This window comes from Halorhodospira halochloris (assembly GCF_002356555.2).
Taxonomy (GTDB): Bacteria; Pseudomonadota; Gammaproteobacteria; order Nitrococcales; family Halorhodospiraceae; genus Halorhodospira; species Halorhodospira halochloris.
Map to the genome: position 1 here is coordinate 693,618 of NZ_AP017372.2, position 18,600 is coordinate 712,217.

General features: G+C 52.4%; 18 protein-coding genes and 1 pseudogene. 5 read left to right on the forward strand and 14 right to left on the reverse strand.

Annotated elements, in window-relative coordinates; genetic code table 11:
• The first annotated feature begins 9 nt into the window (after positions 1-9).
• Both HH1059_RS03330 and HH1059_RS03335 read left to right on the forward strand, forming a co-directional pair.
• Complete coding sequence (locus HH1059_RS03330) at positions 10-243, forward strand: EAL domain-containing protein (protein ID WP_231902008.1); 234 nt, start codon at positions 10-12, stop codon at positions 241-243.
• Positions 240-734, forward strand: coding sequence for a SixA phosphatase family protein (locus HH1059_RS03335; RefSeq protein WP_096408282.1), 495 nt, complete (start codon positions 240-242; stop codon positions 732-734). Before HH1059_RS03330 ends, HH1059_RS03335 begins: the two co-directional genes overlap by 4 nt.
• Positions 735-1,619: 885 nt before the next feature.
• Here the strand turns inward: HH1059_RS03335 and HH1059_RS13905 are convergent.
• Positions 1,620-2,012 (reverse strand): annotated as a pseudogene (locus HH1059_RS13905) (type II secretion system protein); the annotation flags it as partial.
• Positions 2,013-2,253: 241 nt separating this feature from the next.
• Positions 2,254-2,604 (reverse strand): helix-turn-helix domain-containing protein, encoded by a 351-nt coding sequence (locus HH1059_RS03345; RefSeq protein WP_096408287.1) that lies wholly within the window; start codon positions 2,602-2,604, stop codon positions 2,254-2,256.
• A 62-nt stretch (positions 2,605-2,666) separates the two neighbouring features.
• Between HH1059_RS03345 and HH1059_RS03350 the strand changes: the two genes are divergently transcribed.
• Entirely contained in the window at positions 2,667-3,410 is a 744-nt protein-coding gene (locus tag HH1059_RS03350) for an integrase arm-type DNA-binding domain-containing protein (protein WP_162549335.1), read from the forward strand.
• Here the strand turns inward: HH1059_RS03350 and HH1059_RS03355 are convergent.
• Positions 3,377-4,633: an ISL3 family transposase gene (locus HH1059_RS03355; protein WP_096407577.1), complete on the reverse strand. Its 1,257-nt coding sequence runs from the start codon at positions 4,631-4,633 to the stop codon at positions 3,377-3,379. The genes HH1059_RS03350 and HH1059_RS03355 overlap by 34 nt on opposite strands.
• A gap of 141 nt (positions 4,634-4,774) precedes the next feature.
• On the opposite strand from HH1059_RS03355, the gene HH1059_RS14055 reads away from it, so the two are divergent.
• On the forward strand, positions 4,775-5,236 hold the full coding sequence (locus HH1059_RS14055) for a tyrosine-type recombinase/integrase (protein ID WP_420809696.1): 462 nt from the start codon (positions 4,775-4,777) through the stop codon (positions 5,234-5,236).
• A 280-nt stretch (positions 5,237-5,516) separates the two neighbouring features.
• On the opposite strand, the gene HH1059_RS03365 is transcribed toward HH1059_RS14055, so the two are convergent.
• Entirely contained in the window at positions 5,517-6,179 is a 663-nt protein-coding gene (locus HH1059_RS03365) for a rolling circle replication-associated protein (protein WP_096408295.1), read from the reverse strand.
• 333 nt (positions 6,180-6,512) lie between these two features.
• On the opposite strand from HH1059_RS03365, the gene HH1059_RS03370 reads away from it, so the two are divergent.
• Positions 6,513-6,740 carry a MerR family transcriptional regulator gene (locus tag HH1059_RS03370; RefSeq protein WP_162549336.1) on the forward strand — a complete coding sequence of 76 codons (228 nt, stop codon included), beginning with the start codon at positions 6,513-6,515 and terminating at the stop codon, positions 6,738-6,740.
• Here HH1059_RS03370 and HH1059_RS03375 read toward each other — a convergent pair.
• From HH1059_RS03375 to HH1059_RS03420, 10 genes are all read right to left on the reverse strand, one after another.
• Complete coding sequence (locus HH1059_RS03375; protein ID WP_096408300.1) at positions 6,737-6,925, reverse strand: hypothetical protein; 189 nt, start codon at positions 6,923-6,925, stop codon at positions 6,737-6,739. The two genes, HH1059_RS03370 and HH1059_RS03375, sit on opposite strands and share 4 nt — an antisense overlap.
• Before the next feature lie 1,260 nt (positions 6,926-8,185).
• Entirely contained in the window at positions 8,186-8,689 is a 504-nt protein-coding gene (locus HH1059_RS13910; protein ID WP_096408302.1) for a type IV pilin protein, read from the reverse strand.
• 151 nt (positions 8,690-8,840) lie between these two features.
• Positions 8,841-10,070, reverse strand: coding sequence for a type II secretion system F family protein (locus HH1059_RS03385; RefSeq protein WP_096408305.1), 1,230 nt, complete (start codon positions 10,068-10,070; stop codon positions 8,841-8,843).
• Entirely contained in the window at positions 10,063-12,039 is a 1,977-nt protein-coding gene (locus HH1059_RS03390) for a GspE/PulE family protein (RefSeq protein ID WP_096408307.1), read from the reverse strand. Before HH1059_RS03390 ends, HH1059_RS03385 begins: the two co-directional genes overlap by 8 nt.
• 4 nt (positions 12,040-12,043) lie before the next feature.
• Complete coding sequence (locus HH1059_RS03395) at positions 12,044-12,703, reverse strand: tetratricopeptide repeat protein (protein WP_162549337.1); 660 nt, start codon at positions 12,701-12,703, stop codon at positions 12,044-12,046.
• Between the two features lie 71 nt (positions 12,704-12,774).
• On the reverse strand, positions 12,775-14,442 hold the full coding sequence (mshL, locus tag HH1059_RS03400) for a pilus (MSHA type) biogenesis protein MshL (RefSeq protein ID WP_096408312.1): 1,668 nt from the start codon (positions 14,440-14,442) through the stop codon (positions 12,775-12,777).
• Complete coding sequence (locus HH1059_RS13160; protein WP_162549338.1) at positions 14,439-14,648, reverse strand: hypothetical protein; 210 nt, start codon at positions 14,646-14,648, stop codon at positions 14,439-14,441. The genes mshL and HH1059_RS13160 overlap by 4 nt, the downstream gene beginning before the upstream one ends.
• Positions 14,649-14,874: 226 nt before the next feature.
• Complete coding sequence (gspM, locus tag HH1059_RS03410) at positions 14,875-15,552, reverse strand: type II secretion system protein GspM (RefSeq protein ID WP_096408317.1); 678 nt, start codon at positions 15,550-15,552, stop codon at positions 14,875-14,877.
• A gap of 4 nt (positions 15,553-15,556) precedes the next feature.
• The gene (locus HH1059_RS03415) at positions 15,557-17,125 is read right to left on the reverse strand and encodes a PilN domain-containing protein (RefSeq protein ID WP_096408320.1); all 1,569 of its coding nucleotides are present in this window, start codon (positions 17,123-17,125) and stop codon (positions 15,557-15,559) included.
• A gap of 189 nt (positions 17,126-17,314) precedes the next feature.
• Positions 17,315-18,595, reverse strand: coding sequence for a HEAT repeat domain-containing protein (locus HH1059_RS03420; protein ID WP_162549339.1), 1,281 nt, complete (start codon positions 18,593-18,595; stop codon positions 17,315-17,317).
• Positions 18,596-18,600: the final 5 nt, after the last annotated feature.

Below are 18,600 nucleotides of genomic sequence, written 5' to 3' on the forward strand. Positions count from 1 at the left end.
GGCAGAGAAGTGCTGGATCTGCCGCTGCGATATCTACGACAATTGATCGTCGGTGCGGTAGCCGACCTCGCCAAGCATTTAAACATGGAGGTGGTGGCCGAGGGCATTGAAGATGAGTCAACCCTTAACATGGTTAGGGAGCTGGGTTGCGACGTCGCCCAAGGCTACTTTATTGGCAGGCCGCAGCCTTTGCAGGGCTGGGATTTGCAGCGCGGTGTTAAGCAGGTCAATACCCGGCAATGAAAGAATTACTGATCATCCGTCACGCCAAGTCGAGTTGGTACAATCCCCACCTCAATGACAAAGAGCGACCGCTAGCCCCCCGCGGCGAGAAGGCTGCTCCGATGATGGCCCAGCGGCTAGTCCAGCGCGGCGCTATTCCGCAACTTATAGTTACCTCGGAGGCGGTTAGGGCTCAGCAGACCGCGCGTTTAATGGCAGCAGCTATGGGCTTAGATGATCAGCTAATTGTGCTTGATAAGAGGCTATACAACGCCGGACCAGCCGAGTGGCTGGAGATTATTCGAGATCAGCCGGATACCTACCAGAGGATTGCTCTGATCGGCCATAACCCGGCGATAGAAGAGACTGCACGTAGCCTTTTTTCTCTCCAAGTAGCCAAGGTGCCCACAGCGGCGGTTATTACAGTGCGGTTTGGGTGTGATCGCTGGGTGCAGGTAGATCCAAAGTGGTCAGAGGTGGTGGGTTTTGATTATCCGAAGAGGCGGGGTTAGGTGAAGGAGGGGGGCGTCCAACTACTTCCCCGTAGCCATTATCTGCCCCGCTGTGGAGGACGCCGTGAATCCATCCCTGGAGGCTTCATGGCGCCATCCTTGGCGCCAAGACCTCCACATCGGGGCAGATAATGGCTACGGGGAAGTTTTAGGCCCCCTTCAGGGTTATGCCAAGTTCTATTTTTCCGTGCCAGAATGTTAATATCTCTGGGCAGAAGGCATGGTTACCTACAAAAAGATCACGAGGGTGCCATAATGGTTTTTATTGCCTAATTAGTGGTTTGGTCTCATCAGCTTAATAATCACCTTGCAAGGAACCATAAAAACGCACCTCTTTGTACGCATCGCTAATCAAGTTTGTCAACTCAGCATTTGTTGTTACAATATTATTTTGAAGGCAGTAGTCAAATATATCAAATAAGATCTGTCCATACAGAAGGCCTGCATCTGCCAAATCTACTGCCTTTTCAGGGGTATGTATCCATTCTTCAGTTGTATATGTTTTTTCTCCTTTGTTTTGGTATGCTTCTGGGTTGTTTAATTAATGTTTGCTGTATGTTTACTTTTTACTCTTGAGGATCTGTGTAACGCTGGATTTAGATAGCTAACGCACGAGCGCAAAATCAAGCAGAGAGAATAATTTATTAAAGCAATTTAAGATAGCAGAATCAAGGAGAAGGTTGAGTTTAATATTTTCGGCGGAGCTGGTCAGAATTTCGCTAAATAGCCAAATGATGAATCAAGAATGTTTGCACAATCGATGCTTAAAGGTTGTCTAAGTTTTAAAAAATCTTCTGTTTGGGTTAATCAGGACTGTGCAGATTTTAAACAAACAATTCCCCCGAGGATACCCCCCAGGGGATATAGGTATAAAGTGACTGTCCGTTAGTTGTACCCGATATAGCAGGTTCTGGTTCCTGTTTCAGGATCACCAGTTGAGTCGAACCATGTAACAGTAAATCTAGCGCTAGCTTCGTTGAAAGAGCTATTTCCAATGCTAAAATTGCTTAAATAATCAGGAGCTGAACCGTCTTCCTCTAGAAAAAGGTCTTCAAGATCGTCTTTCCCTAATGCTGTAACAACGTCACAATCGTCAGCAGCGTTCATGAAACTTTCGTTGTTTACGCGTGCTCGGGTATACCCTTCAGTAGCCAGTGAAGATAATGAAGCTGCTAACCCGCTTGCCCTCGCCTGATCCTGTAGACCCGTGAACTGCGGTACAGCCAGAGACGCCAGTACACCAAGAATCACCAACACAATCACCAGCTCAATCAACGAGAAGTTGCCATTTCGGGATAAGCCGCGTCATATCAGGGTTTAGACGGCAGCGTGCGTTTCGAGTGCGACATTACTTATCATATACATATTTTTTGAGTCAGATAACAGGATATATTCGGTTTTAATTCTAAATCGAGTATATCCTAGGAAATCCTCAGATCGCGCCAATTTTTCGCTAGCAAAATAAAACCAAAGTTAGGCGCGATCAACCTATCCTATGCTTAACAAAAAAATTCAAATTCTATTTTCTTTTAAACATACCTCCTCTTGCAGTTATTGGCTCCCCTTTTTCGTATCGTTCTTTTAAGTATTCTAAAGCCGCAAGGTTTATTTTAATATAAAAACCTTCATTTTTGTTTAAAACCAACTCTACGCCGATATTGTTAAAATAGGTTTTTAATCTAACCACAGTTCGGTGCTGGGGAGAGGTTTCCAATCGCTCCAGACGGTTCAATGTAGGAACCGAGATACCGCTACCATTGCTTACGTCTTTTTGACTTAATCCCAGGAAAGCTCGGGCTGCACGAAGACCTGCTACGAGGGCCAAAACCTCTAAATCTATCTCAAACACCTTGTGTGATGTCTCAGACATCAGTAAAATATCCTCAGACTTATCTCGCGAATAGTGAGATAAGGTATAACAGAGGTGAAAAAATGGCAACAAAACTCACTGAGGCAAATATCCGCAAGGTATTCAAAAAAGCTAAAGAAAAGAACCAGACACAAAGGCTGTCAGACACAAAGGTTTCTGGGCTTCTCCTGGAGGCTAGGGCGACTGGCACCGGAACATATTACTATCGATACAGGGATGAAGACAATAAAATCCGTCATCTGAAAGTCGGTAAGTACAACGAAGTTAAAATAAATGATGCTCGGAGTATCGCACAGGACATAGCGTCAAGAGTTCGTAAAGGAGAGGATCCGCAGCAAGAGCGATCAACACAAAGATCGAGCTACACGTTTGAGGAATATTTTTACGAGCAATATCTTTCGCATTCAAGAAAAAACAAGAAGAGCTGGGCAACAGAGGAGAAATTACTAAAGGGGCACGTTGTTCCGCGAATCGGGAGTAAGAAGATGGCGATCATTCGTAAAAATGATATTCAAGATATCATCGATTACATGAGGAGTGAAGAGTACCAGGAATCATCAATTAAAAGAACAATTGCAATTGTTTCTAACGTCTTTACAAAGGCCATAGAGGATCAAGTGCCTGGAGTTACCCAAAACCCGGTGCGCGATGTCAAAAAACCGAAAGATGACAACAAAAAAGAGAGGCTTCTCTCAAAAGAGGAAATAGAAAAACTTTTAAGGGCTGCAAGAAAGGCACCTTCGCAATCTGTGTGGGTGACACCCCCATCTACTCACGCAACCGCCGATCTACATATTGTGCCATAGGGTGAGGCAGGCAGATGGGTGAGCTTGCCAGCGATCAGGTAGCAGATGGAGATCAGATTCTTCGTGGTGCGAAATCCTCGTGCACGGCCCTTGGCAACTTGAATCTGACCGTTCATGCTTTCGACGGGGCCGTTTGATAAGCGAGAGTCAAAGGCGTTGAGGATGCCCTGCCAGTGAGCCTTGAGCGTTAACGCTAGGCGCTTGAACGGCTCCAGCCGGCAGCGCCGAGCCCAACTGTACCAGGCGTTGAGGTTTTGCTCAGCCTCTCTGCGAGCACCACTGCCGGTCAGTATTTCGCGCAGTGCCTCCTTGAGCCGCCAGGCGCGGGCTGTTTTCAGCCTCGTCCGTGACAGGTAATGCAGTTCGGTGAGCTGCTTGAGCGTGTGCCGCGAGGCATCCTTAAGCCAGACCCAGCGAGTGCGCTTGAGCGCAGGCTCCAGGCGCACCTCGGCGCGGCGGACCTCGTCGACTGCCTGATTAGCCAGCTGCACCACATGGAAGGCGTCGAAGGTAATCGCTGCCTCGGGTAGATACCGCTGCACGCCGGCGATGTAGGCCTTGCTCATATCGATGCATACCGCCTCGACAGAGTCCCTATCGCCGCCGTGATCGTGTAGATCCGCCACAAACGCCCCAATGGTCGACTGGTTCCGCCCTTCGCAGGCAAAGAGTAGGCGTCGGTCATCAAGGTCCTGGAAGACAGTGATATAGTTATGCCCGCGCCGCGAGGCCGTCTCGTCGATGCCGACAGCGCGAACGTTGCTGAAGTCCTCCTGAGCACGGGCTGCTTCCACGTAGTGGTTGAGGATTCGCCAAATTGGGTCATCACCAACACCCAGGTAGTTAGCGACCTTCTGGACCGACATCTGCTGGCAGAGGGTAATGACCATCGCCTCGAACAACTGCGAGAACCCGCTGCCTGGACGCGCCCAAGGCACCTCGACCTGAGTGGTCTTCCCGCAGTCCTGACATCGCACCCTGGGCACGGCGGCATGGATATAGGCCTGGTGCTCGAAGAAATGCAGGTGCTGCCAGGAACGCTGACGGGTGTCATGAACTGCTTGAGCCTCGGCGCCACAGGCCGGGCAGGCGAAGCGGCTGCCGCTGGTGAAGGTGATATCGAAGTCGATGCGCTTGGCCTGCGCATCAAAGCGGATGTCACTGACTTTCCAGGGTGCACTCAACCCAAGCGCGGCGGTGAACAGGGCGTGCTCAGTAGCCATGGCAACTCCTCGCAAAAATGGTGTGGCGAGGCACAACATATAGGATCACACCCAGCGTTGACTACCTCGTCTTAAGCTGCTGTCACCCACACAATTCGCGAAGGGACCGCAAGAAATCATTGCCATCCGCACCTATACAATATTTTAAGGCTACTCATATTAACTGGAGCTAGACGCGGGGAGGTTTTGAATGCCAGATTCAAAGATTTCGATCTTGAGCACAAAATATGGTATTTGCCAGATGGTAAGACAGGTGCGAGACAGATCGTGTTATCAGATAATGCGGCTTGCCTTGTGAGCAATTTACCAAGACACAGCGGAACAGATCTCCTTTTCCCGCAGCCAGGGACAAACAAACCATATAGCTGCATCAATAACCCTTTCAAACGGGTTCTTGGGAAAGCTGAACTAGATAAAAGCATTCGTGTCCATGACTTGAGGCATAGTTTTGCTTCTCATGCGCTAAAAAACGGTGCCAAGCTTCCCGAGCTTCAGAGAATGTTGGGCCACACACAAATTACAACTACTATGCGTTATATTCATCTTCAAGATGATGATGTAAGGGATAGGTGCAATGCTGTCGCATCACATCTCGACGTCTAAGAGGCCACTAAAAGAAACCCCTCATCTTCTAATAAGCCAAGATGAGGGGTTTGATATGTTTGGCGAACCGCTTACCACAACCTTTGCATTGAAGGCTCACACACAACCTAGCATCTCACCCTCATCATCTACTCAGAAGCTCTGTGCGGCTCTCTGTGGCTTCATTGTTGGGGAGGCAGTGCACCCCTACCGACCCCTCTGCTAAACACAGCTCTTGTCTTCTCTATCCATTCCCTACGAAAAAATAGAAGTCGTCCCTGACTTCATCACATCCAGAGAGTCATATCAGTTTGTTATACCTCCCATCAAGATTCATCAAATCGAAGGCGAAAACCTCCGATCCAACAGAACCAAGTTGTTTCGTTAAGTACTGGTAAAGAGCCTCGTCATTGTATATATGCTGGAAGCTTGATTCAAAAGAGTGGAAGTCTGGTTTCCCTGTTCTTTGATCAACATTGTTCCAAGTCTTTTCTAATATATATTTGAACAACTCTTCATTCCCGCATCTCCTTATTTGGCTATCCGTAGATAATTTTTCAAAGAAATCCCCAATTATCAAATGAACATGGTAACCATGATATTGTGACTTCTCTATAAAAACCAACCATTGAAGACTTTTCTTAGATCTTTTGCCGAAGATTTCATTGTTGAGGTTCTTCAGGAATTTGCTAACAACATTCTTGGACTCTTCGTAGGATGTAATCTCATTCCTGAAAGTTAATGTTACGAAGTATTCCCATTTTATGTTGTTGAGGTTAGAGACCGTAGTTAACCAATTTCTTACCTCTGATCTTGCAAATTGTTTCTTGTTAGCTTGAACAAGCTCCTGGTTAGGTAAGATCTCTGTGAAATCTTTTTTATTAACGATTCCATTGAATGCTTTATGTTGGCAGTGTTTTTTATTTTTTAGAAGGCTATATTGATGTGATTGCTGATGTATCATTTTTTATTCTCCCTTTTTTGTTATTTCTTCTTGGTTATCAATGATCTAGACACTATTAAACCAAGGAAAGCTCTCAGGTAGCTTTCGCGGTTTCATTCGTTGTTGAGGCCCAGCTAACGTCAACAACCAATCGCCTATAGCGTTAGAGGTTGCTCAACTTGTTAATAACATCGTTCAAAATCAAACACAGGGAAGGTAAGCAAGACAGCAAAGAGGAAGGGAGCATCTATAAAATTATCTGGCTTGCTAAAAGAAAGTGATATCTAAATGGCCTTAAAAGACAGTAGGCGCCTATCTGTCATAAATATTTATAGCAAAAAGAAAATATACGAAATGAGCAAAGAAAATTTTTATATCATCATCGCTGGTGAAGAGATCGGGGCAGACGAGCTTGTAAACGGTCAAATGGCTGCAAAGATAACAGGCTTATCTGTCCGTCAGCTTCAGAGGCTTCGTCTTGAAGGGCGCCTTCCTTACTACCAGTACTCAGACAACTGTATTCGCTACCTTGTGCGAGACATCGTTGAGTTCTCTGAATACTCAAGGCATGAGAAAAACTAACGATAATAAACTTCTATCATGGCTACATGCAGCAACTCATGCAAAGTATGGTTGGATAGCTCTATATCTTCGTGAAAGCAATAGTACGATATATCAATAAAAGTTTGTTCCGGTGTAAGACCGTGGTGCAATAAATCAACAAATTTCATATAAACAAACGCCCAGTCTTCAAATTTTTCTTTCATTGTTCCTCCTTTTGTAGTGCGTGTTCCAAAAAATTTATATTAATGTTATTCTGCTCCTTTTCCGCTCTAGAGATTCCAAGTATAATTGGTTCAGATTCTCGGTCAAGAGACGCAAGAGAAATTGACCAGGAAGGAATTTTGTTATAAAGATTTTCTGAACAAAAAGGGGAAGGTTTATATTAATACTATTGTTGGCCGCTTATGTTCTGGAATTTGGTGATAGGTCCTTGGTGTTCCCTCAATGGAAGGAGGTTTTATAGTAATAATTTCGGGTTCAGGTTGTCATCAAGATGTTTGTACGAACCAGAGATAGCAGAGCAGGGCGAAAAAGGAGAGAATGGATTAATTATTTTATCGTAGAGGGGAGGGATAATAGAAATGATCGGATGTGGCGATGGTGAGATCTTAAAAGAACGAATTTGAGATCAAGAAACGAAAGGCCTACGATACTCCTGAAAACAATAAAGCACGGCAGCAAGAAGCAATGTGGCAGCAATGAGTTCTATGGATTCTTCTACGAGGCCATCCATGAACTGAAAAGAAGAGATAGAGGTGTCAGTTGTAGACCTCATCACTCCAGCGTAGAGATATTGCGCGGCCTTCTATTAGGCGTTCTTGGAGTTCATGGGTTCATGAGCCAAAGAATCTGCACCAGTCGCTAAGGTTCCGTGTGGCTGATGCAATGGCTTTTTACACCGCAGAGAAAGAGACTAGGCGATCAGTAGAGGCCTTTGCTGGGATGAGAGGGCGTTTCTGCGCGCCGACGAAAAGATAGGGCCAAGAGCAGGAAAGAGGGTACAAGGGATAATACTCTTGATTCTTCTACGGCTCAGGAAGACAGAGAGCCCGGTTCATGGCTTCTCATGGCTTCATTGCGGCAGTTGTAGAGGGCTATAACTGAGGGCACCCTTTGTGGTTGCTGATGCCCTTGAGGATAGCCGAATCGTTGCACCGAGATTGCCATGATTGTTTGCTTACCGCTTGATTAGCCAAGCATTTTTTAAGCGTATCTTGAGGTTTTTAATTAAAAAACGGTGCCAAGAAAATTTAATATAAAAATTATAGGCCGACCTGGACCGGCTGTCGTCCTCCATCGAGCCCATCGTGATCAGCATTATCGGCGTGCTGGTGTTGGTCCTGGCGCTGGGGATCTTCCTGCCAATGTGGCAGTTGGGGCAGGCGGCGATGTAGTTGGTGACATTAGAAAAGGCCCCCATAAGGGGACCTTTATACTTACTATGAAGTATCAATTAATCATCACTACTTTTGTACACAGCGGTAAGTGGTCCCTCCAGTTAAATTACCATCATCAGTGTCTACTTCAGGAAAAGAAAACTCGGCCTCAACATCGTTGCTGCCATCACACTCGCTCCCGTCTACTGAGAATCCCTGATCATCCAATGGAGTTCCATCGAGGTAATTATCCCAATCATCTGGCTCTGACCATTCGTTGCCTTGTGCGGCAGCCTTAGTTGCCTCAGCGGTCGCCGCAGAACTTAGTGAACTTGCCAAGCCTGAAGCGCGGGCTTGATCTTGAATACCTGTGAACTGCGGAATGGCAATTGAGGCCAGGATGCCGAGCACCACCAGCACAATGACCAGCTCAATCAACGTGAACCCCTCTTCAAGCTGACGTCTCCGGCGCTTGGCACTGCTATTGCGGTGGACAAAGTTCTTAGCTAGCTCAACGAGCCCGACTCTACCTGTAGCCTGCTCGGGGCTCGAACTGCAACTATTTTCATCTAGATGGATTTGCTCTTTCATCTCTTTTCCTCTCTTCGGCCGTGCTGCCAAAGTAGATTGGCAAGCCATTAATCAAAACAATTAGCATGTAAGCATAACTGTAACTATTAGATTATACCCCAAAACACACAAGTAAACTGTTTACCTCCATGAAATCTCCAATCATCAACCATCACATCGCCGCTGTTCCCAACTGCCACATCGGCAGAAAGACCCCGAGTGCAAGTACCAAGATCAGCACCGCTATGAACGAAATCACAATGGGCTCGATGGAAGAGGAGAGCTTCTCCAGATCGACCTCAACCTCGCGCTCATAGAACTCAGCGACCTGATCCATCATGTCCGAAATCTGCCCAGTCTCTTCACCGACCGCAAGCATCTGCAACACCAGCGGTGTAAACAGCCCGCTGCGCTCGCTGACCGCATAGAGACCCTCGCCGCGCTCGATGCCATCGCGTAAACCGTTGATGCCTTGACTAATGTAGGCGTTATCGGTCGATTCGGCGACCGAACTCATGGCGCTGAGGATCGGTACCCCTGAGCGCAACGCCATAGAAAAGGTACGAGCGAAGCGGGCGAGTAGAGCGCGCAGTAGGATGTTGCCGACTACCGGGATGCGCAGCTTAAGACGGTCCCACAGCAGGCGACCGTTAACGGTATTGATGTAGGCGCGCACACCGAAAAATACCCCGGCTAAGCCGGCGAAAATATACAGCCAATAGTTAGTAAAAAACTCCGAGGAATTGATAAGGATAACCGTGGTTAACGGTAGGTCGGCATCCATTTGGGCGAAGATATCTGAAAAGGCCGGGATAACAAACAGATTGATAATAACCAGCGCAGCAAGAATCGCTACCAAGACAAAACTCGGGTAGCGCAGCGCCTGCTTAACCCGATCGCGGGTAGTGCGCTCCTGATCGAGACTGGCAGCCATCCTTTGCAGTGATTCCTCAAGGCGGCCCGAGTCCTCGCCGACGCGGATCATGGCCAGCAGCAGGGTAGGGAAGACCTTGGGGTGCTCACGCATCGCCTCAGTTAGCGACTGACCGCTCTCCAAGCCGCTGGCCACCTCGCGCAGGGTGCGCTTTAGCTTAGGGTTGGAGGAGTTGTCTGCAAGCCCGCGCAAGGCACGGATGATCGGTACACCGGCGTGGATCAAGGCGTGGAGCTGACGCACGAAGGTAACCAGATCCTCCAGCGAAACCGATTTTTCTGTCCAACTTCTCAGCAGGGCGTTGAGGTCGGTGTGGGCGACACTCTCCGGCGGTTTTTCCTTGATGTCGATAGGGGTTATATCGAGTGCCACTATCTCATTGATGGCGGCGTCTAGCGAGGGTGCCTCGACGCTGCCGCGTATCGACTTGCCATCTCGGCTGCGGCCTTGATAGATAAACTCAGCCATGCCTATCCTTGCGGTCGATTGGCGCATTGAGGGCGTCGAGTAGCGAGCGGTTATCTATCGGTGCTCGGTCCTCTGCTGGCGGGGATTGGTCGCTGCGCTCCTCACTATTAACTGCTGGACCACTCCCATCAGCGGCTCCTTGCTCGGCTGCCGGATCAGGCTGTGCCACTTCCGGTTGATCTCCGGCCTCATGGTCAAGTTGCTGTTCAGCCGCCTGGCTATCCAACTCGGCGATCAGCGAGTCGATCTTGGTCTGGTGCAGACGCAGTTCGCTCTCATCGATCTCGCCGAGCACGCGGAAGACCTCCTCAAGGGTAGTTAGCCCCTTGCTGGCATAGGCCAGGGCGACATTGCTCATCGGTTGATAGTTGGGGTCGGCAGCGCAGGCGGCGGCAAATCCAGCCTGATCATTGTGGCGGAGGGCGTTGATCATATCCGGGGTCAGTTCAAGCAGCTCGAAGACGCCGACCCGGCCGCTGTAACCGGTATTGCTGCAGGCATTGCAACCCTTGCCGACATAGAGCTGATAGTCACTGGTGCCGAATGCCGCCTCCAGCCAGAGCTGTTCCAGTTCAGAGGGGGTGTAAGGCTCGCGACACTGGGTACAAATGCGGCGCAGCAGGCGCTGCGCAAGTATGGCGCGCAGAGCCGAAACCAGCATATACGGCTCAATACCCATATCCAGCAGGCGGTTGGCGGTGGCGACAGCATCGTTGGTATGCAGGGTAGAGAAGACCAGGTGCCCGGTGATCGCCGCGCGCATGCCGATCTCGGCAGTCTCCTCATCGCGCATCTCGCCAACCATGAGGATATCCGGATCTTGGCGCAGGCAGGTACGTAGGACTCGGGAAAAGGTTAGCCCGATCTTCTCGTTGACCTGCACCTGATTGATGCGCGAGAGGCGGTACTCGACAGGGTCCTCGACGGTAATAATCTTCACCCCAGACTTGTTGAGCTCCTGCAAGGCGCCGTAGAGGGTCGTCGATTTACCCGATCCGGTCGGGCCTGTTACCAGAATCATGCCGTAGGGCATGTGGATCAATCGGCGAAGCCGACGCAGCATATCCTCCGGGATGCCGGTCTTCTCCAGCGAGGCCAGTCCGCCGCTGAGATCGAGCAGGCGCATTACTACCCCCTCGCCGTGCTGCAAAGGCAGTGTCGAGAGGCGGACATCGACGCTGCGGCCGTGGACCCGGATATGGAAACGGCCGTCCTGCGGTAGGCGTCGCTCGGTGATGTCCAGACCGCTCATGATCTTGAGCAGCGAAACCATGGCGGAGTGGATATTACGCTGGCGGAAGATCTGCTCTTGGAGGACACCGTCGCGGCGCATGCGGATGCGCAGGGCGTTTTCATCCGGTTCGATATGCAGGTCAGAGGCGCCGATTTGCAAGGCGTCCTCGAATAGCGATTGGAGTAAGCGAACAACCGGGGCACTGGCCGCGCTCTCGCCGATATTGAGGGTGGCCAGATCTATGTCATCGCCCTTGTTAAGCTCACTGGCGAGCTCCTCGGCGATGTTGCTGATCTCTTCGGTGCGCCGGTAGACGAGGTTAATCAGATCGTTGATGGCCGATTCGCGCGCTACCCCGATGCGCGGCGGCTTTTTGAGGACACGGTTGATCTCGTCAATGGCGATAAGATCGCTTGGATCGGCCATAGCAACAAGAAAATCACTCCCCGTCTCCTCCAGAACCAGGGCGGTGAAGCGGCGGGCATAGCTCTCTGGCAAGTTGGCGGCGGTCTCCGGGTCTATCCAGTAGTTGTTGGGGTTGACGCGGGGGACTTGGAGCTGTTGGGAGAGTAGGTCAAGGATCTGATCCTCGGTTACGTAGCCGAGTTCGATAAGCTGGTGGCCGAGCTTGTTGCCGGTCTGCTTTTGGACGCGCAGGGCCTGTTGCATATTCTCTTCGGTGATGAGCCCCTCTTGGATCAGCAGATCACCGATTCGTATCTTCTTGCGCAGCATTGCCTCAGTCCCTTAACTGCTCAATTCTGGATTCGGCATAGCTGGCGATCTCGGCGCTCAGTCCTAGCTCCACTGCCCTTTGCCAGGCCCGCAGGGCGGACTCCTTATCGCCCATCGCTTCGGCCGCCAATGCTTGACCAGCCGGCCAGATCCCGTTATCCGGTTCGTGGCGGGCAAGGCGCGAGTAGTACATCAGCGCCTGGTCGTGCTGGCCGATCTGACGGTGGAGAGCGGCGAGGTGCGCCTCGATGGCCCCAGCTTCGCTGTCATTGCGTGCGCTAAACCTTTTCAAGATGCTTATCGCCTCGTCTTGCTCGCCGGCCTGTTCTGCCAAGTGAGCGTAAAAGCGGGCGCTAAACTCGCTGTTATCGCCCTCCTCAATGCCTTCGCGTAAGACCTGGCGAGCACGTTCACTGCGGTTGCTCATCATCAGGATGCGGGCGTAGCCTTGCCGTGCGCTGCTCAGGGCAGGCTGGAGTTCGAGGGCACGCTGATAGGCGCGCGCGGCACTCAGCTCATCACCCGCCTGGGCATGGGCCTCGGCATTTTCGACCAGCTGTTGGGCGCGTATTTCAGGGTCGGGATCGCTCGGGTTACGCTCGAAATGGCCTGCCTCTTGCGCTGAGGAATCCTCTGCCTGCCCCGAGTTGTCGGCTGTCGCCACGCTGCCCACTCCAATCGCGAACCCAGCCAGACAAAACACCTTCACCAAAAGTGTTAGCGAATATTTTGCCATCAGCGTCTCCCCGGGGTTGTCCCGTACATCCCCCGAATCCTCTCGGAGTGGGCATCGATTTCGCTGCGCCAGGTATCTTCGTTGACTATGCGTGGGCGCAGCAGGATGACCAGTTCATACTTCTGCGACTCAACTCGCTCATACGAAAAGAGGCGACCGAGCAGGGGCAGGTTGCCGAGCAATGGGACTTGTCCGGTGATGTTTTTATCGCGTTCCTCAATGAGCCCACCGATGATGATCATCTCGCCATCCTGGGCGCGGACGATGGAGTCTGATTGGCGCACATCGCTCCGGGCCAGATTAAACTCGGTGGTATCACCGCCTGATTCGAGCTGGCGGGGTTCTTCTTGGACCTCGGTCACGGAGGGCTGGACGTGCATGGTTATCCAGCCATTAGCGTCGATCGCCGGGGTGACATCCAAGGCGATGCCGGAGAAGAACGGCTCGAAGGTCGGGTCGAGTTCGGTGACGATAGTGTTATCAATCACCCTTTGGTTTAGATCGATGCCGGTTTGGTAAAACTCATCGGTGCCGACCTTTATGACCGCCTTCTGATGGTTGAGGGTTGAAACCCGTGGCGCGGAGAGCACCTGGACGTCACCTTGACGTTGCAGGGCGCTGATAGTTGCCGAGAAAGATCCCTCGCGGTCAATTCCTAGACCAAAGGTTCCTGAGGGTTCTATACCAACGTCCGCTCCAGTGCTAAGGCTCCCGCTAAGTGGACTTCCTAAGGTCTCCCATTCGATGCCCATGCGGTGCTGGTCACTGAGCTCAACTTCAAGGATACGGGCCTCAAGAACCACTTGTCGGGTGATTGTGCCTTGCAGATTCTCAATAAACTGCTCAACCTGGCGGAGGGTGGCAGGTGTGGCGCGCACGGCTACCGTGCTAGCCTCAGGGCTTACTACCGCGCTGGCGTTGTCACGGTCATGCGCAATAATGCCCTCAATAACCTCCTTAACGTCCTGCCACATCTTTGATTCGGACTCTGTCCTGACACTGCTCCCGGCTAGGGAGTCGCCATCATCACCATCCTGGAGTTCACCTGCTGTGATTCTAGAGCCCGACTCACCGCTGCGCAGGACATTCAAGTAATCGAGTTGGAAGAGGCGCGATTCAAGCCTTGGCGGCAGGACGAGATAGGCCACATCGGTTTGACGGTACTCATAGCCATAAACCTCGCGGGCCAATTCCATGACCTCGGGCACGGAGACATCGCGTAGGGTCATCGACAGGGTCCCTTCGACATCGGGGTGGACAATGATGTTGTAGGGGGTATCTTCAACCAGGCCCTGGAAGAATGGCACAGCGGGGACGTCTTGGGCTTTGATGTCGAACCTTGGCTCTTCGGTCCTGAGCTCGAAGGGGTCGAGCAGAGGTGGGCCGGCAAGCTGCTCTTCCAGCTCGCGCGGAATATCTGGGAGCTGTGCAGGTCCACTGCTAGCCTCCGGTGTCAGCCGTTCCTCAGCCTGTTGTGCCCGCTGTTCAGGGGTTTTGCCCATGCCGGCGCAGCCGGATAGTAAAGTGCCCCCAAGGAGTGTTGTTACTACCAGCGTGAGCACAGCAATATTCGGCTTTGCGGGGGGCAAGGCGAGCGCTACGCTTGGGCCATTTAAGTTGTCTGATCTTTTTATTTGTGTGCACTGCTGTGCATGGATGGATCTCATTGCCCTTTTGCTCCCGGCATTTTATCTGGCTGCAGCCTCTTTTTACCTACTCCGTGCCCGCTGACCGGCAGAAAAAAATCCTCGCCTCTGGCTGTTACCTTTACCCCGTTGGATTCGATGGCTTCGATGCGGAATCCCGCCACTGTCTCACCTTCGCCCTTCCACTGGCCGCCGATATAGGCACTGCTCTTGCCGGCTCTTTGCATCACCATCTGCACCTGGGGCAGCGATCTCTCGACCTGCTCTCTGCTGGGGGCAGACGGGGCTGGGCTAGGACTGGTGCCGGGCCCTGAACCCGGTGGCGCAGTTGGGTCAGAGCGCTGCTGGGCGGGGAGATTTGTGGTCAGGCTGAAGATGGTCAAGCAAACGGCCAATACTGCCAGATACCGCAGTATTCTTTTACTGGAGCTGCCATAATCCATCATAGTCACCTTACAGGCCCAGCCACTGGCGGTGGCCACTGAGGGTGTGCAAGCGTAGTTTTACCCTAGCCCGCGGATGGTCGATCACCTGGTAATCGATCATCTCCCATGCAAATTGCCAGGGCAGATCCTCAAGCTCTTCCAGGTAGTCTATTGTAGACATGAAGTCGGCCTCAATGACCAGTTCTATGCGGTGCCGGAAGACCTCCGGGGTTGCCGAGTCGTTCTCCTCGTCGGGCTTAATGGCGAGTTCGGGGGGCATCCGCTGGAGGCTAACAAGATCCGCTCCGGATCTTTCGGCGAGGATCTCCTCGAGTACTCGGCGCATCATCTGCGGTTGAATAAAGCTGGGTATATCGGCCGCAGCGCTGTCATGCAGCTCCTCCAACTCATCTTCTAGTTCAGCTATCTCAGCACGGAGCTGATCGTCAGGATCTTCTATCGGGTCCTCTTCCAGGCTCTGTTTTTCACTGCGTAATTCTTCGACTTGCGATTTTACCTCAGTGAGTTGGGTTTGCGCCGTGTTGATCCGTTGCTGTGTCGGCTGATAAGAGCCGTAATACCACAAGGCCCCAACAAGGGCGATTGCGGCGCCGAGTAGGAGGACTCGCTCGCGGGTAGTTCTTTGCTCAATGGCGTCTACCACAGGCTGCAAGAGGGTCTTGATCTTGGTGCGGGGCGCTGCCATTACTCTATTCGCTCGGGTCAGTAGTTATGGTTGAGGCGCGAAACTCCAACGCGCCCGGGAAGCTGTTTTCCTGTTCAGGACGGTAAATGGAAAGATCATCAAAGTAGCGCCCTCTGAAGGTTTCCTCATTGGCGAGTCGGTTTACTAGATCAGCGACGTTACGGGGGGTTAGGGTTCCTCCAGTGAGGGATATGTCATTCCCTGCAATGGTTATGCGGGTCAGCCACAAACCCGTGACGCGCTGGTTGGCTAGGGTGTTCAAAGTCTGCGAGAAACCGCCGAGGGCTTCTTGTTCGATGCCGTGGATTTGTTCAAGGAATTTTGTGCGCAGTTCCCTTTCCCGTTCAAGCTCGTCGCGTTTGGCGATGAGATCGGAGTCCGGTTCGCCCGTGCCGCGTTCATCTTTGATTGTGGCTATAGCAGCGGTGAGCTCTTGGCGCTGCTCCTCGCCAGTAGCTAACTGAGCTTCTAGTGCCGCTGCGCGCCATACCATGACGATGGAAAATAGAGCCAACAAGACGATGCTGCCGAGAAGATATGCGCCCAGCGCTCTAGCCCCCAGGGGGTTAATGCGTTTGCGCTCCGGAGCATACATCGAGGCGCTGGCAAGCTCCGGATGGGGTAGGGCGGCAGCGAGGGCGAGCAGGCAGTGGCCTTGGGTGGCCGGTTCCGATGTAGGAGCTCCCCGGCCTTCTTCTCCGGCAGCCAGCGTTGGCTGCTGGAGCAGGTCGTAGGGGTTTAGCCTGTCAGACTTTATCGGTAATGCCTGATCGAGGTGGTCGATCAGGCGATCTCTGCCGCTGCCGTTGAGCGGCGGCACCACGCAGAGGCTGGTCGGGGAGGATGAGAGCTGGCCGTCATGGTAGTCGAGAGAGTATTGCAGTTCGGTGGCAATGGACTGGAGTGGTTGATCATTGCCATGGGCGGCGGCGATCTGCTCTGTGCCAGTGTTATGGCGTCGGGCGAGCCCCAGCCTGGAGCCGCGACAGATGGCAATAACCCCATCATTATCGCCAACATAGACTATAGCGACACCACCTTCGGCTGCCGGCATTTTGGCCGCCAAGTTACTTAGGGCGGTCTCGCGCATGAGAACGGCCTGCAGTTCGAGGTCCGCCCCGTGGACCGTTCGCGCTATTGCGGCTATGCGTTCTTGCCGTGCAATGCCGGCTAGGGCAATTTGGTGGTCGGCTTGGCGGCGGTCGCTGTATTGCAGCTGCGCCGCTACTGCCATCTGCTCAAATGGGATCTCCACCATGTCCTTGAGCCGAAAGCGCAGGGCTGAGGCAATCTCAGCCGGCGGCACTTGAGGTGCATCGATATGGCGTATCTCGTAATCGCTGCCATCAAGTACCACATAGGCCGGCGAGCCAGCGCAGTCATTGCGCTCGACCAATTCAGCGAGGGCCTTTTCCTGGGTCTGGGGAGTAGATTTGAGATAATCGGAGCTGATCAGCTCACTACCATCCGCCGAGACTATAGTGATGGCCACAAACCGTGGTGCCAGATGTACGCCCACGCGCATCTGCGCACTCTCCTGTTGCCACCACTCCTTTAGCTTGTCGTAATACATGTCGGCATCCACCTAGGGGGGCAAGGTGCTGCGCATTTCAGGTTTAATTCCTCCTCTTGAGAGCCTCTATAGATAGTTACGTATGGCTATTCGACTCCTGCGATAAAGGTGTCCGTAAACCGGTAGGTTTTGCAGCGCATAAAAACCCACATACATTAAGGTAATATCTTTTTTTGAATTAAGCAAATCTTATTGCGCTCCGCTCGATGCTATTTGCAGAGCCTCGCGGATGTGGCCTTGAAGCCCGACAAAGTCGCTGTTTGCCAGTGCCTTTTCGGCCTCTATAAGGTGTTTGTTGAGCCTGTGTAGGATAGCCTTTTGCTCGCCGAGAGCGTTGCGACTGGGTTGCCTTTGAGCCTGTTCCGGCTCATAGCGCGGCAGTTGGCGATAGAGTCTTTGTAGTGCTATGCGGGCATGTGCAGAATCTATATCCTCGCCGCGCAGGCCATCTAAGTTGCGTCGGGCGGCGGCTATCCTTTGGCTAGTTGGTTCGCCCCGCTGCGGATTAAATTCCTTAGTCAACTTCTCCAGCTCACGACGCGCTCGGCTTGCTTCGCTGTTGGTGCTGACAGTTTTGGTCAGTGCTCTTATATTCGCTTGGCGAAAGCGTCGCTGGAGCGCAGCTTCTGGGGGTTGCGGTAGCGCATGCCAGCGGGCAGTTAGGTTACGCCGCCGACTCTGCAGATTAGGCAGGTAGCTAACCGAGGCTAAACCGTGCATAGCGCGGCACAGTGCCTCTGGCATATTGCTAGCCCCGGCTTGGCTGGTCGGTTTGTGGATGTTTTCGGCTGGCTGGGCAATTGGGGCACTACTCTTGAGTGAATCCGGTTGCTGGTGGTAACCCTTGGGCCGGGCTTCGGCAACTGCTGCTTGTGGTGTGGCCGCGACGTCATCATCCGCTGTTGCTGTTGCATCTGTCTCGGTTTCTATCTCTGATTGTGGGCAGTTTGCCGTCGCCCGGTAACCTTCGTCCCCTTTGCTTTGGGCGCGCTGAGCGAGGTCGCTGAGGGTCTTATCGTCTTCGATTAATTGGGCTGCAAGGCAGCGATTGCGCTCTTCGTCGTCGTGCAGAGCTATCTCAGCGAGCAGTGCCGGTTGCTCTATGCGCCGAATGGCGTGGCGGCGCGCTTCGGGGTCGCGCGCTTTCTGGGCGACATAAGCAATTATGGTGGGGTCGTTGCATAGACCAAGTTCGCGATCGAGCGTGGTTGCATCGCAATCCCCGACTAGGAGTTGGCGGTAGCGGACCGAGGCAGCATTGCGTACCCGCGGGTCGGCCTCCCCGTGCAGATATGCTCGGAGTAGGTCGAGGTCGTTCACGCGCTTTATCGCTGCCTCGCGGACTTGGGGGCTGTTGTCCTGTATCAAACGCCCCAGAACCATGCCGCGGTCAGGATTCTGGATGGACAATTTCATTGCCGCCTGGCGGCGCACCTCCGGGTCTGGGCTGAGCCAGCGAGGCTGGAACAAGCTGG